The 14478-nt window shown below is 59.1% G+C and carries 12 protein-coding genes; 3 read left to right on the top strand and 9 right to left on the bottom strand.

The features are described 5' to 3' along the window. From ACIQAL_RS17955 to ACIQAL_RS17975, 5 genes are read right to left on the bottom strand one after another with little or no spacing between them, the layout of a single operon-like run. A complete protein-coding gene (locus ACIQAL_RS17955; protein ID WP_401147790.1) occupies positions 1-4446 on the bottom strand; it encodes a pilus assembly protein in 4446 nt (1481 codons plus the stop codon). After that, positions 4443-5009, bottom strand: a complete 567-nt coding sequence (locus tag ACIQAL_RS17960) for a PilX N-terminal domain-containing pilus assembly protein (protein WP_401147793.1) — start codon at positions 5007-5009, stop codon at positions 4443-4445. The genes ACIQAL_RS17955 and ACIQAL_RS17960 overlap by 4 nt, the downstream gene beginning before the upstream one ends. Further along, entirely contained in the window at positions 5006-5794 is a 789-nt protein-coding gene (locus ACIQAL_RS17965; protein ID WP_401147795.1) for a PilW family protein, read from the bottom strand. Before ACIQAL_RS17965 ends, ACIQAL_RS17960 begins: the two co-directional genes overlap by 4 nt. After that, positions 5791-6348: a type IV pilus modification protein PilV gene (gene pilV, locus ACIQAL_RS17970; RefSeq protein WP_401147798.1), complete on the bottom strand. Its 558-nt coding sequence runs from the start codon at positions 6346-6348 to the stop codon at positions 5791-5793. The genes ACIQAL_RS17965 and pilV overlap by 4 nt, the downstream gene beginning before the upstream one ends. Further along, the gene (locus ACIQAL_RS17975; protein WP_401147801.1) at positions 6348-6884 is read right to left on the bottom strand and encodes a GspH/FimT family pseudopilin; all 537 of its coding nucleotides are present in this window, start codon (positions 6882-6884) and stop codon (positions 6348-6350) included. The genes pilV and ACIQAL_RS17975 overlap by 1 nt, the downstream gene beginning before the upstream one ends. A gap of 190 nt (positions 6885-7074) precedes the next feature. Between ACIQAL_RS17975 and thiO the strand changes: the two genes are divergently transcribed. Further along, complete coding sequence (thiO, locus tag ACIQAL_RS17980) at positions 7075-8178, top strand: glycine oxidase ThiO (RefSeq protein ID WP_401147868.1); 1104 nt, start codon at positions 7075-7077, stop codon at positions 8176-8178. 82 nt (positions 8179-8260) lie between these two features. Here thiO and ACIQAL_RS17985 read toward each other — a convergent pair whose 3' ends face one another. The 4 genes from ACIQAL_RS17985 to ACIQAL_RS18000 all read right to left on the bottom strand — a co-directional run bounded on the left by ACIQAL_RS17985 (position 8261) and on the right by ACIQAL_RS18000 (position 12586). Next, positions 8261-9601: a sigma-54-dependent transcriptional regulator gene (locus tag ACIQAL_RS17985; protein WP_401147803.1), complete on the bottom strand. Its 1341-nt coding sequence runs from the start codon at positions 9599-9601 to the stop codon at positions 8261-8263. A 2-nt stretch (positions 9602-9603) separates the two neighbouring features. Beyond that, the gene (locus ACIQAL_RS17990; RefSeq protein WP_166597125.1) at positions 9604-11196 is read right to left on the bottom strand and encodes an ATP-binding protein; all 1593 of its coding nucleotides are present in this window, start codon (positions 11194-11196) and stop codon (positions 9604-9606) included. Then, on the bottom strand, positions 11186-11425 hold the full coding sequence (locus ACIQAL_RS17995; RefSeq protein ID WP_256665328.1) for a PP0621 family protein: 240 nt from the start codon (positions 11423-11425) through the stop codon (positions 11186-11188). The genes ACIQAL_RS17990 and ACIQAL_RS17995 overlap by 11 nt, the downstream gene beginning before the upstream one ends. A 144-nt stretch (positions 11426-11569) precedes the next feature. Further along, on the bottom strand, positions 11570-12586 hold the full coding sequence (locus ACIQAL_RS18000) for an outer membrane protein assembly factor BamD (protein WP_401147806.1): 1017 nt from the start codon (positions 12584-12586) through the stop codon (positions 11570-11572). A 151-nt stretch (positions 12587-12737) separates the two neighbouring features. On the opposite strand from ACIQAL_RS18000, the gene rluD reads away from it, so the two are divergent. Both rluD and pgeF read left to right on the top strand, forming a co-directional pair. Further along, positions 12738-13700 carry a 23S rRNA pseudouridine(1911/1915/1917) synthase RluD gene (gene rluD, locus ACIQAL_RS18005; protein ID WP_166597123.1) on the top strand — a complete coding sequence of 321 codons (963 nt, stop codon included), beginning with the start codon at positions 12738-12740 and terminating at the stop codon, positions 13698-13700. Positions 13701-13708: 8 nt separating this feature from the next. Further along, positions 13709-14446 (top strand): peptidoglycan editing factor PgeF, encoded by a 738-nt coding sequence (gene pgeF / locus ACIQAL_RS18010; protein ID WP_401147870.1) that lies wholly within the window; start codon positions 13709-13711, stop codon positions 14444-14446. Positions 14447-14478: the final 32 nt, after the last annotated feature.

Below are 14478 nucleotides of genomic sequence, written 5' to 3' on the forward strand. Positions count from 1 at the left end.
TCAAGGTGATGGAATCACGCGCCAGGATTGGCGGCCGTTGAATTGAAGGCCCGTGAACACGCCAAGGGCACTGTTGGGGCCGTCGCTGTTATACATGGTCGAGAGCCCCGAGGGACCATTGTTCGCCACGATCGCAAAACCGCCAGCCGTCGAGTCGAACCCGCTGACAATGGCGCCAGCCAAGGTGTCTTCACTGCCGATAATCCCGTTTCGGGAAAAGTCGAAAATGGAGAAAGTCGTTGCTCCGCCGGTGTTCGGGTCCAAGCCGAGACGTTTGCCTTGGACACCTGCGTCGCACACCCCGGTAATGGGGGTTCGGGTGGCGACGAATAACACACTCCCTTGAAGGGTCAGCAAGTCGACCATCCGTTCACCGGTGAGGGTCGAGCCGGTTTTCAGGTCCAGATACCAGCCGTATTTCGTCGTCCAGTCCACACCTGTCGCGGTCACCGTACGCAGCCCGCTGACGCTGCCTATCGAGCCGTTTGCCGACGACAGGGTTTGCGCTTGAAGGTTACTGCGGCCCAGCGAGGTGAGCGCGGTGGTGCCGGCAGGTGTTGTCGCAGCTTGTCCAGTGGTCAGCGGGTCCCAGATACCATAAAGCGACTGAAGGTCTGTACTCGTTTTGTCGGCGGAGGTGAAGTACCGGCCTGTGCCGAAAATGACCAGTGTTCCCGTACCTGTTGGATGAGGAGCGACGACTGGCGGTGTGGTAATTGATTGTGCAGCGGCACCCGTGGTGGGCGCTGCGGCTGTGTACAGCGGCTTTCCACCGAAAGACACTTTGTAATTGCTCGCGACAGCAGTGTCGGTCAACGAACCAGGTTTGATCAGGTCGAAACGCCACAGATTGCCTAACAGGTCGCCCGCATAGACGTAGTCGGCAATCCCGTCGGAGTTGGAGTCGAGAATGACCGGCGTCGACAGTCCGTTATCCACCTTAGGGTTGCTGGCCGGTGTCGTGAGCTTGGCGATGCTTGCGCCCGTTTCTGCGTTGAGAATGAACAGGCTGGCGTTGCCGTTGTTGCCGTTGTAGCCGCTGCCGAAAATCACGCCCCAATTACCCGTGTGCAATTTCGAGATGTAAGGGGTCGAGAAGGTGTAGCCCAGATCCGCATCGGTTACCGATGTGAATTCCCACAACAGGGTGATGTTATCCGGGTCGGTCACGTCCAGGGCAAAGACCTCTTTCCCGCCTCCACCCAATGTACCGATGAGCACTGTGTGCCAGTCGTTGTCACTGCTGAAAAAGACATCGGAAATCACCGGGGTTCCATCGACATAGAAACGGTGTAATGACGCATCAGAGTTGTAGGTTCTGCCCGACAGCGCGCTCAAGCTGGAAACGACGGCGGATGGAATGAATGCAAACGTTTCCACGCCCGTTGTTGTGTTGAAGGCGTGCAGCATGCCGTCGTTGGCGCCCACGTAGACTTGAGATCGGCGTGCTGCCGCCTTTGTCTGAAAAGCCGCATATTTAGTAGCGCCGCTCAGCGAATCCGCCATCGAAGTGACGAACGTGCCTGTACCCACGACCACGGGTTGAGAGTTCACGATATCGCCTAATGGCGTGAGACGCCGTCGGAACGAGGTGCTTGTGTTGCCTTCAAGCGTTCGAACACCTCTGATAAACGAAACCTGATCAGAGGTAAGCCCCGATGTATTCGACGATGAATATTGCCAGTTCGTCCCTGCGAAGCTTCGGTTTGCAAGGTTGCTGTAGTTGAAGTCGACGAGGCCGTTCCCCGTCGTATTCGCGATTTTTATGGTTCGGCGGTCTGGAGCGGGTATGTTGCCCGAAGCCACCCAGTTGACCGCCACGGATTTGGTTGTACCCGTAGTGTCATAACTCTCGGTGCTTTTTGTGAGGTCGCCGCTCCACAGGGTAACGTTGAAACTGTCGGTGTAAGTCGATGTGGATGTAGACGTCGAACTGGGCGGTGGGCTGGCCGCGGGCGGTGCCACCGATGTGTTCTTCTGCACGATCTGGCTGAACGCCGCCTGGAGTTGTGCTTTCAGTGTCGATGCGCTGCTGACCAGGAAGTAGTTGTCAGGCGTTCCTGATTTGTTGGAGTCCCACTGCCCGGAGACTGGCAAGCTGGTCGACGTATTGTTGGAGTTACCAAATCCTCCCCACTTGGCCGCGTACCACAAAGGGTCCATGAGGTTGGTGACCGAGCGCGCGGACGATGGTGTGAAGTTGCGCGTTTTGAAGGTCGCGCCATTGACCACCGTGCTGCCCGATTTCATGCCTGGCAGCAGAGTAGCAGTCGTGGTGCAACCCGTAGCGCAAGAACCGGGCAATTGGGTGCCGGGGGTGTCCAGTGAATAGTGTTGGTTGCCGTTGCCGCCGCCCGTCACTTCGAGATAAATGCCATCCTGAGTCGTGCCGGAAATTGTGTAACCCATGTGCGACTCATAACCCGCCTGTGAGTATGCAGTCTCAAGGCGAACATCCAGGGTGGCCGTAGCGCCCGACCCTATCACCGACACGGTGTAGAGGACGATAGCGTCCATGTCGTAGTCGCCGCCCTGACCACTGTCGTCGAATACCACGCGGAAGACCGCCTGGGCCCGGCCTCCATTAACGTTCGCGTTGGAGGGCTGCCCTGGCATGTTGTAAAGCGAGTCAATATAGAAACCGGTGATCTGCTCGGTGACACCGTTGGTATTCACCACCTTACCGAACGGGAGCAAGGTGATCGTGCCTGTACCAACCGGCATCTGAATTCGCGGCAGCGTTGAGGACAACGCGATGGAGAAGGTTTGAACCCTTTGGCTACCCACTGAGCTGATCGGGTTGGTATTGCCAAAGAAGGCTACCGCGCCTGCGTTGAACGTGCCCTGTTTCGCGGGTTCTTCCGGCAGCCCACGAATGTTGCCAAGGCTCGACGCGCTTTTGGCGGTGGGGGCTAGGTCGTTCAGGGTCGGCGTCTGACCGATGTTGATGTTCTTGCTGCCCGCGCCAACGTCATTGTCCCAAATAGTCTGTCCGAGGCCCGAGGCACTGAAATTGGCCAAGGCGGTCGTGGTGGCCGGCGCGTTGCTGGTGTCGTAGGCGCTGCCGGGCAGGTCCGAGTCGTAGGTCGGGCTGATGTCACTGAACAGCGTCTGAAACGGCTTCGAACAGCTTGGATATGTTGGCGGCGTGGCGTCCGGGTTTGGGTTGGCGGAGTAGGGATTGGACCAGCTGGAAAGACCGGACAACCCGAGCGCCGTGTCGCTCAAGCCAGACAGGTAGGCCGTTGTAGGTGCAGCTTGGGTCGTGCCATTGACGCCGCTGAAGTAGCGGAGTGTTTCGAACATCATTTCTGCAAGCGGGTTACCCCAGTCCTGGCAGGTGCCGTTGGTAATAGAGTTGCCCTGAGTGGTACAGGCGCCACGAGAGATTCTGAGGTTGTCGAGGGAACTGATGATGCCGCCCTTGGTATAGGTGCCATCCGCGTTCTTTGTGCCGAAGATCCCAGTCGAAGTATCCACCTCGTTGGTGAAGCTGCTGATGGCCTTGCGAATCGCGCCGCCTTGAAGGTTGTTCTGGTAAGTGCCGGTCATCAGGCCGAAGTACATCTGGTTGCCTTCACCGTAGTCGTGAAGGATGCCAGTGGGCTTAGCGTTACCGTTGGGGTAAACCTTGCAGTTGCTTTCGAGCGGAATATTCGGATCTTTTTTACAGACTTCTACCCGGACGTTGTAGTCCGTGGGCGCTACGGTGACGTCCGTGAATGGGTTGGTGGTTGTGTCTGTAGCTCTGGTGCCACCTTGAGTCGTTTCGCGGGATACCCAACCGAAAATCCGCACGTTGGCAATGCTCGGAAGCACTCGCAGCAGAGGGGCTGAAACTTGAGTGTTGTTGGCGAACAGCGTCCGGTTGCCGCCTGACGGGTTGGCAATCGGTGTGTAGTCGGACAGGTTGTAACCATCGACGGTTGGGCTGTTGTATTCCTTGCCCCAAGTGTGGGCGTCCGTAGGGATGTAAGCACGCTCCAGGATGGTTTGGGTCGCGGTGTCGGTACTGCGATAACCCCCGTAAAGCACTTTGCGCAGAGCGTCGGCTCGGGAGGTTGTCAGGTAGTTGAGGTAGTCACCGCTCCACGTCCCTGGGCAAGTTTTCAGCGCGGCTTTGGTGGTGTTCGACGATGCGGTGAAATAGCCGTTGGTGTAGCTGTAGCAGGTGAACGAGTCAAAGTAGCCGAGGTAGTCGATCGACGGCTTGTAACGAATATCGATGGTGCCGTCGCCGTCCAAATCTGACGCATCGTTATAGGCTGGGAAGAACAGTTTGTGGTCCCGCCCGACGACCAGCATGTTCAGTGGTGGTACAGAGTTGTTGACGAATAGGGGAACCTGCGCGGGGACCTGACTGACCGCAGCTTGAGTCGATGGGATTGAAAGACCGAAAAGCGTTACCAGTGTTGCGACCAGTTTGACTGTGTTGGACAGGTTCATTGGTAATACCGCGCGATGACAGTGCGCAGGATGATGCGCGGAGTGGTTGCGTCGCTGGTGCAAAGTACTGTCGACGCACAGGCATTGACTTCGTAGTGATGCGGCCCGCATCCGGACGCGGCGCAGTTACCCATGCTGGAGCCCACCAGGTTGCCCAAATCCACGACATACCACTGAACCTTGACGTCGTAGTTCGTCGTCACACTGGTGACGTTGTTTCCATCGGCGGTCGTGAAGCGTGAGGGTGTGTCTTTGCCGGCCGTTGCAGTCAGATCCGACAACATCCAGCGTAAGCAGGATGCCGCGTTGCAGGGGCTGTCGAGCGAAGGCGCCTTGTTTCGGCTGATACTGTTTTCACCAATACGCAACCCGCCCTCTGCCGCGTTGAATAGCGTTTTCTGCATCTTCAGGTTGCCGGTGATGCGAGACTCCAGCGACACACCGCGCATGCTGGAAAGCGCCAACAGCGTGATAATGAGCAACATGATGATGGCAACCAACAGCGTTGCGCCTCTCTGATGATGGCGTATCGGGCGAAAGGGCGTACCCACAACGAGGCTCATTGCATCTGGTTCCTGATCATGGTCGTGCCCTGAACAAGCTGATAGATCTGATTGCTTTCAGGCAGGCTTGCGTTGAATCGGCTGTTCCACTCACTCAATGCCTTGGAGGTCGCGGTTGTGCTGTCCCGTAGTGACGCAGTGCCGGGGCTCTGCATTAACACTGAATACCGGACAGCGCCAATCGTGTCGGTCGGGGTCGTGCTGTAGCTGGTGACCTCCTTGTTGGCCAACGCACCCACGCCATACTCGAAGTTCAACGCAGTGACGCCCGTGACCAGTTGTTGGGTCGTGGTGCCGGTCGTGCAACTGATGGAGTTTGTGGCCGAATCGAACCAGATCTTCTCAACGACAATCGGATTTAACTGGCGGTAGGGGATGAGAATCGTGTCCTGATCGCCGCTTGCCAATGCCGCCCCTTGGCAATTCACATCACTCTTGTTTGCGGCCTGATAACGAATGCACAGCGATGTCGCAGATACAGCGATTACCGAGGTGCCTTCCGGGAACGTGCAGTTTTGGCCAGTCCCGGCTGGAAACAGTGTCGTGGGCTTACTCCGGTAACCCGCCTTGTTCAGCTCTTGGCTCAGCACCGCAAGCGAAAACCGGCCATTTTCCTGGTTGCCTGCCTGACCTTGTTGAAACAGGTAAGTCTTTTGGTTATTGATGAAAATCTGGGTGACACCCAGCATCAGAAACAAGCCGATGAGCATGGCGATCATCAACTCGATCAGGGAAAGACCACGTTGCTTTCGCTCGAGTCCGGGGTAGTTCGCTAGGTGAGTCATGGTGCACGCAGCCTGGTTCTGATGCGGTAGGTACACGTCGTGTTAGTGCCGGTGACGTTAGGGTCCATGCATTCCGCGGCCGTCTTGACCGTCCACGCGAGCTGAATTTCGATTTCAGTGTTTATGGCACTGCTGCTGCCACAGGCTGAGGACGTGACATCTCCTGGCGCGACGCTCTGGCAGATATAGAACGCGCTATTGAGCAGTGCGGCACCGCCTGGCAACGCACGGCCCGCTTGAGCTGACCAGCAACCGATCTGTCCGGAGAGGGCAGTCGGCGTCGGGTTGCAGCTGGCAGGCACTGCCGGAAAGTTCGAGCCGGGAGGGACCACACAGTTATTGGCAGTCGTGCAGGTGCCCGCAGCACGGATGATGTCTATCAGATCGTCCGCCAGCATGATCGCGGTGTTGCGCTGCGTTGAGTCCTGCGTATAGGGAATCGCCTTGCTTTGCAGCGCGACCATGCCCAAGACACCCACGGCGATAATGATCATGCTCACGAGCACTTCGATCAGGCTGAAACCGTCGCTTCGATGAGGGAGAGAAAAATTCATCAGCAGCCACTCGGCTTTATCGTGACAGGCGGGGCCACGCGCCCGCTGCTCAACAGCGTGACGTATTGCGCTGCGACAGCCGTATCGGTCGGGTAGAGAATTTGAAAGCAGGCAGTTGTCGATGCAGTGCCGGTGGGCGAAAAGTCGACGCTATTGGTTCCCGAGTTAATGGTGACACCGGTTTGCAGACCGCCAGCACCGACCTGTCTCAGCACCGTACCCGTTCCCGTACCTGGGCCCAACTTCACGATGATGTTGGTCGTACCGCTGGCCGCACTGATGTTTACGGATTTGCTACGGGTAACGGCTTCTCCCCTGGCGTATTGCAGCAGGTCGTAAAACTCATCCGCTGCTGCTCTGACATTCATCCGATGAAGCATCCCCGAAAAACTCGGCATCGCAATCGCCGCAAAAATCCCCATGATCACAACGACCACCATCAATTCGATCAAGGTAAACCCGCCGCTCTTGCCCCCAAAAGGACCTTGCCAGCTGCGACGCGAATTCGGGCGCGTAATGCCAGAGCTGAAATCCATCGAGGAAATTCCATTTTTCGTTTGAAATATGGTGATACTACTCAGGTTCGAAGTCGCTATGTAGTGGATGGTCGGAGATATTCGGCGGACCAGTGGCACGGTGGTGTTTTCGAGCCTTTGTGGAGTCGGTTTGTCTGCATCGTGGCAGGCGGAAATCGGCGTTTATTTTCTCTTGATGATCGGGTTCTGCATGTCCGGGCAACACGTGGTAATCGTCGGTGGTGGTGTCATTGGTCTGTTGACTGCCTTCAATCTCGCCGCCAAGGCGCAAAGCGTCGTGGTGCTGGAGCGGGCAGGGGTAGGGCAGGAGTCTTCGTGGGCGGGTGGCGGCATCGTTTCGCCGCTTTATCCGTGGCGCTACAGTCCGGCAGTGACGGCGCTGGCGCATTGGTCTCAGGATTTTTATCCACGTCTGGCCGAGCGCCTCTTGGCGGCCACCGGCATCGACCCGGAAGTGCACATGACCGGCCTGTACTGGCTGGACCTGGACGACGAGCCGCAAGCGCTTCAGTGGGCGCAGCGCGTGAATAGGCCTCTGCGCCCGGTGGACATCTCGGCGGTCTACGATGCGGTGCCGGTAATGGGCGGCGGATACTCACGCGCCATTCACATGGCCGACATCGCCAACGTGCGCAATCCTCGGCTGGTGAAGTCACTCAAAGCCGCTTTGCATGCCCTGCCTAACGTGACGATCCAGGAGCAATGCGAAGTCAGCGATTTCGTGCGCGATGCCGACCGGATCATCGGCGTGAGCACCTCTGCAGGCGATATCCTGGGTGATAGCGTGGTCTTGGCGGCAGGCGCCTGGAGCGGCGATCTACTGGGCAAACTCGGTCTGGAGCTGCCTGTTGAGCCTGTGAAAGGCCAGATGATTTTGTACAAATGCGACGCGGATTTTCTGCCGAGCATGATCCTCGCCAAAGGCCGCTACGCGATTCCCCGCCGCGACGGGCACATCCTGATCGGCAGCACGCTGGAATACGAGGGCTACGACAAGACGCCGACCAACACCGCGCTCGAAAGTCTGAAAGCCTCGGCGGTGGAGTTGATCCCGGCCTTGGCCGACGCTGAAGTAGTGGGGCATTGGGCGGGCCTGCGACCGGGTTCGCCGGAGGGCATCCCGTTCATTGGGCGAGTGCCGAACCATGAAGGGCTGTGGCTAAACTGCGGGCATTTTCGCAACGGCTTGGTGCTGGCGCCTGCGTCGTGTCAATTGCTGGCCGACTTGCTGACGGGCAATGCGCCGATCATTGATCCAGCGCCATATGCGCCTGAGGGGCGCCTGTCCCGCTAATCTTTTCACGACAGTTGTTGCATCAAGAACGATCATTCCCACATTGGGAATGATCGGACCCAATTCGGGACCTTTCTCAGCGTTACTCCAACCCCAGCTTCTTCAATCGATACCGCATCGACCTGAACGTCAGGTTCAACCGCTGGGCCGCTGCCGTTCTGTTCCAGCGCGTCTCTTCCAGCGCTTGAAGGATGAGCTTGCGTTCGATGCTTTCCAGGTAGTCTTCCAGATTGTCGATGTCGGCGAGGCTCGGGCCGTCTTGTTCCGAAGTGCTGACCGGCTCGGCGAGGCGCAGGTCGTCGGCGTTGATCTGGTCGTTTTCGCAAAGGGTGTATGCCCGTTCGAGCATGTTTTCAAGTTCGCGGACGTTGCCGGGAAAGCGGTAGCTCCTCAGCGCGGTCAACGCCTGAGGCGTCAGGCGGGCAGGGGGCTGGTCGGCATTCTCGGCAAGGCGGCGCAAGACGTTGTTGGCAATGTCTTCAATGTCTTCGCGGCGTTCGCGCAGTGGGGGGACGCGCAGTTCGATGACGTTGAGGCGGTAGTAGAGGTCCTGACGGAAACGCTGGGCCGCCACTTCGACGCCGAGGTCTTTGTGGGTGGCGCACAGGACGCGAACATCCACCACTTGTTCCTGCTGGCCCCCGACCGGGCGTATGGATTTTTCCTGGATCGCGCGCAGCAGCTTGACCTGCATGGCCAGTGGCAAGTCAGCCACTTCGTCCAGAAACAAGGTACCGCCGTTGGCCACCTGAAACAGTCCTGGCTTGTCTTCGTGGGCGCCGGTGAAGCTGCCTTTGCGATGGCCGAAGAATTCGCTTTCCATCAATTCGCTTGGAATCGCGCCGCAGTTGACCGGCACGAACGGTTTGTCGATGCGCGGGCCTTGTTCGTGGATCAGGCGCGCCACCAGTTCTTTACCGCTGCCGGATTCGCCGCTGATGTAAATCGGCGCCTGACTGCGTGCCAGCTTGCCGATCTGTTTGCGCAGCGCCTGCATCGGCGGGGAAGTGCCAAGCAGTCGGTTGTCGATGCTGTTTTCATTGAGCGGCGATTTGTGCAGACGCAACGCGCTGCCCACCAGTTCGCGCAGTCGTCCCAAATCCACGGGTTTGGTGAGGAAGTCGAAGGCACCGGCCTTGAGGGCATGAATCGCGGTGTCGAGACTGCCGAAAGCGGTGATCATCGCCACGGGAACCTGCGCGTGACGTTTCTGAATGTGTTGCACGAGTTCCAGGCCGTTGCCGTCGGGCAGGCGCATGTCGGTCAGGCACAGGTCGAAGGGCTCGCGGGCCAACCAGTCTTGTGCTTCCTTGACGTTCCGCGCGCTGCGGGTGTCCAGTTTCATCCGGCCCAGCGTGATTTCCAGCAGTTCACGAATGTCGGGCTCGTCATCGACGATCAGGATTTTTTGCCGTTGGCTCATGTTCAACTCAATTTGAACGGATGGGCGAAGGTGACCCGCATACAACTGCCGCCACCTTCCCGTGGTGTGTAATCCAGGTTCGCCTGATTGCTTTCGCACAATTCTCGCGAAAGGTACAGCCCCAGCCCCGTGCCTTTGCTTTCCGTGGTGAAAAACGGCTCGAAGATTTTCGACAGGTGCTCGGCCGCGACGCCGGGGCCGTCGTCCAGCACTTCAAGGCTTGGCAGGTCGCTGTGGGCATCATGAAACAGCCTCAGCCAGACCTGCGCCCGTTCATGCAATTGGCCGCTGTAGCGCAGGCCGTTCTGCACAAGGTTGGTCATGACCTGCTGGAGTTGTTCGGCGTCCATGCGGGTAGTGAGGGTGCCGAAGCCGATCTCTACATGCAGGGACTGATCGGTCGGCAGTCGACTGCGGAAGTCGGCGACGAAGTGTTCGAGCCACTGCCGGAGGTCGAGCAGGTGCGGTTCGGTCTGACGTCGGCGGGAGAGCTGCAAGACGTTCTCGATCACCAGATTCATCCGTCGCGATTGATCTTGAATGATCTGACTGAGACGCCGGTCCGGCGCCGCCAGTTCCTCGGATTCATGCAGCAACTGGGCGGCGTGGCTGATCGCGCCCAGGGGGTTGCGAATTTCATGGGCAATGCCAGCCGTCAGCCGACCCAAGGCGGCGAGCTTGAGTTGCTGGGCCTGCTGGGAGATTTGCGAAAGGTCGTCGAGAAACACCAGGGTGTGCCGCTGGTGGCCGCGAGTCAGGGCGATGAAGCCGGGGCGCAATACGGGGCCGATGGCCGACGTGGTCATGCTGCGCGGGATCATCGACGAGTTGATCTGCCATTGCCGCAGCCGTTCCACCAGTTGGGGCGAGTACAGATCGATAGCCTCCCCCAGCAGGCGCTCGTGACCCAACAACGTGAGTGCGCTGTGATTGGCCAGCAGCACCTTGTGATCGGCATCCAGCACCAGAATGCCCGTGCGCATGCGTTCAAGGATCAGCGCGTTGAGCTCTTCAAGGTTGTCGACATCGGCGGCACGTTGTTCGGCGATGTCTTCACTCACCTGCAAGCGTCTGGCCAGGGTTTGCACCAATAGGGCTGCCGCGAAACACAGCGCACCCAGGGAGCCGGCCTGAACGAAGTGATTGGCCGCCGCAGGCTTGTGATAGCTGATGTAGAAGGTCAGGTAAATGATGCCAATCGCGGAAATGGCGGCGATCAGCAGGCCTGTGCGCTTGCGCAGCAAGACATTACTGATCGCGACCGAAGCGACGATCAGGTTGCCAATTCCACTCGGCGCGCCACCGCCCGCGTAGAACAGCGCGCAGAGCATGATCGCGTCGGTCGTGGCCAGTGTGAACAGTTGCCCTTGACGGGTCGGTCGTTCAAGCAGCACGACCACCAGGATGTTGAACACCAGATACAGCCAGCAGCCGGTGCGAAACAGCTCGATATCCGCCAGCTCCAGCAGTTCGGCGTCCAGGCTGCTGGAAATCAGCAGCACCAGCAGGATGCCAATGCTCAGGCGATAGAGGTGATACAACCGCAGGATGCGCTGGGCCTGAGGGGTGGCCAGCGACAGGGTTTCAGCGGTCACGGGCGGCAGGGCCCTGAAGCCGATGCGCTTCGGTGCAATACCATTGCTGACCTTGGCTCAACGCGCGATCACGAGGAACGTGAACGCCACATTGCGCGCAACGCACCATCGGCGCCGCGTCGATTTCAGGCGCGGCGGGTTTCGGACGAGGGGCCGGACCTTTGGTCAAGCGTTTGAAGAACCAGATCGCCGCCATGATCAGGGCGACCCACATAATCAAGCGAATCATGTTTACCAGCTTAGTCAGTGAAGATGTCGCAGTGTAGCCAAGGCGCTGCCGGGCGCACAGTGAGCAACGCCGTTCCAGTGTGTCGGAAATGAAAAAGAGGTCCCGTAGGACCTCTCTTTGTGTGACGCAAACGCTGCAACTGAATCAGTCGAACAAGCCAAAGGTCATGTAGCTGAAGATCGAGCGGCTTTTCGGGGTGCCGTCATCGTCAGTGTTTTTCTTCTCTTCGCTCTGGTTCTCAGGCAACAGCTCTGGCGGAATGGCGTCCTTCGCGTCCTGGTACTGCTTGATCACGTCCTGGTTGGCGCGGGTTTCTCCCGGCGGCAGCGGCGGACGGCTTTCGATCAGGCCCAGCGTTGCTTTCGACAGCCACGAACGGTTGTCCGGATCGGGGGTCCGCGCGGAGAAGTTGCCATCCGCCAGTTGCGGGTGATCGGGGTAGTTGGCTTTCAGGACTTGCAGGCTGGTGTCGGCCAGGTCGTCCAGGTGCAGGCGCTGGTAGCCTTCGACCATCACTGCCAGGCCGTCACCGACCGATGGGGTTTCCTGGAAGTTTTCCACCACGTAGCGGCCACGGTTCACCGCGGCGACATACGCCTGACGGGTCAGGTAGTAGTCGGCCACGTGGATTTCATAGGCGGCCAGCAGGTTGCGCAGATAAATCATGCGCTGCTTGGCGTCGGGCGCGTAGCGGCTGTTCGGGTAGCGGCTGGTCAGCTGGGCGAACTCGTTGTAAGAGTCGCGAGCGGCGCCAGGGTCGCGCTTGGTCTGGTCCAGCGGCAGGAAGCGCGCAATGATGCCCACGTCCTGGTCGAACGAGGTCAGGCCTTTCAGGTAGTAGGCGTAGTCGACGTTCGGGTGCTGCGGGTGCAGACGGATGAAGCGCTCGGCGGCGGATTTCGCAGCCTCGGGCTCACCATTCTTATAGTTGGCGTAGATCAGTTCCAGCTGGGCCTGGTCGGCATAACGACCAAACGGGTAGCGGGATTCCAGCGCCTTGAGTTTTTCGCTCGCGCTGTTGTAGCTGTTGTTGTCCAGATCGGCCTGCGCCTGCTGGTACAGCTCGACTTCGCTGAGGTTTTCGTCGATGACTTCTTTCTTCGAAGAACAGGCAGCGGTAAGTCCGAGGATGGCTATCAGCAGCAGGTGTTTCACTTGCATGGCGGCTTGCGTCCCTATAACGGCCTGCTGTCTTGCGCAGGACCGTCCTGTTATGATGGGCGCCCCGTGGAACCCCCGGGACAAAAGACGCCGTATTTAACCACAAGCGCACAGCCGAAACCAAAGGCCAGTGCCACCTCCTAGTTTGAGCATGTCTGAGATCATTGAACTTCGCGCAGAGGTGCCGTCCGAATTGGGCGGTCAACGCCTCGACCAAGTCGCCGCCCAACTCTTCGCCGAGCATTCGCGCTCGCGCCTTTCCGCCTGGATCAAAGACGGCCGCCTGACTGTGGACGGAGGCGTACTGCGCCCGCGTGACATCGTGCATGGCGGCGCCGAACTGGTCCTCAAGGCCGAGCAAGAGGCCCAAGGTGAATGGGTGGCCCAGGACATCGAACTGGATATCGTCTATGAAGACGACCAGATTCTGGTGATCAACAAACCGGCCGGGCTGGTCGTGCACCCGGCGGCAGGCCATGCCGACGGCACCCTGCTCAACGCGCTGCTGCATCATGTGCCGGACATCATCAATGTCCCGCGTGCGGGCATCGTGCACCGTCTGGACAAGGACACCACCGGTTTGATGGTGGTGGCCAAGACCATTCAGGCACAGACCCAACTGGTCACCCAGTTGCAGAAACGCTCGGTCAGCCGGATCTACGAGTGCATCGTGATCGGCGTGGTCACCGCTGGCGGCAAGATCAACGCCCCGATCGGCCGCCATGGCCAGCAGCGTCAGCGCATGGCCGTGATGGAAGGCGGTAAGCCTGCGGTCAGTCATTACCGCGTGCTGGAGCGTTTCCGGTCCCACACCCACGTGCGGGTCAAGCTGGAAACCGGTCGTACTCACCAGATTCGCGTGCACATGGCGCACATCAACTTCCCGTTGGTGGGCGATCCGGCCTACGGCGGTCGCTTCCGGATTCCGCCAGCGGCCAGCCAGACCATGGTTGAATCGTTGAAGCATTTCCCGCGTCAGGCCCTGCACGCGCGCTTCCTGGAGCTGGATCATCCGACGACCGGTCAGCGCATGGGCTGGGAGTCGCCACTGCCAGAGGACTTCAACTGGCTGCTGTCGCTGTTGAAGCAGGATCGTGAGGCGTTCATCGGATGAGTGAGTTCGTGGCGGACTGGCTGATTCCCGACTGGCCTGCGCCGGTGGGCATCAAAGCGTGCGTCACTACTCGTTCGGGCGGCGTCAGCGTGGCGCCGTTCGACAGTTTCAACCTTGGCGATCATGTCGATGACGATCCTGATGCCGTTGCGCAGAATCGTTCGACACTCACGACCGCTTTGAACATCCAGCCCGCATGGCTCAAGCAAGTGCATGGCATCAACGTGGTCGAGGCATCGGCTGCTCATGTGATGCAAGCGGATGCCAGCTGGAGCAAGACGCCAGGTACCGCCTGCACGATCATGACGGCTGACTGTCTGCCTGCGCTTTTTTGTAATCGACAGGGCACTCAAGTCGCTGCCGCCCATGCGGGTTGGCGCGGTTTGGCGGCGGGTGTGCTGGAAGCGGCGGTCGACAGTTTCGCCGATGCGCCTGCTGACATCCTTGTCTGGCTGGGGCCGGCCATCGGTCCTCAAGCGTTCGAAGTCGGCCCGGAAGTGCGCGAAGCCTTTATGGCGTCGCACCCCGAAACGGCCGAAGCCTTCGTGCCGAGCGTCAACGACGGCAAATTCATGGCCGATATTTACCAACTGGCGCGCCTGCGTTTGGCGGCCCATGGTGTGACGGCGGTGTATGGCGGCGGGTTGTCGACCTACAACGACGAGCGTTTCTTTTCCTATCGTCGCGGCGCACGCACAGGTCGGTTTGCGTCGTTGGTGTGGATCGAATCTCCGCCGTCTGCCTGACTCAACTCTGATTCATTCTGTGGGAGCGCATT

Source organism: Pseudomonas sp. NPDC088368 (assembly GCF_044753445.1).
Classification (GTDB): domain Bacteria; phylum Pseudomonadota; class Gammaproteobacteria; order Pseudomonadales; family Pseudomonadaceae; genus Aquipseudomonas; species Aquipseudomonas bambusae.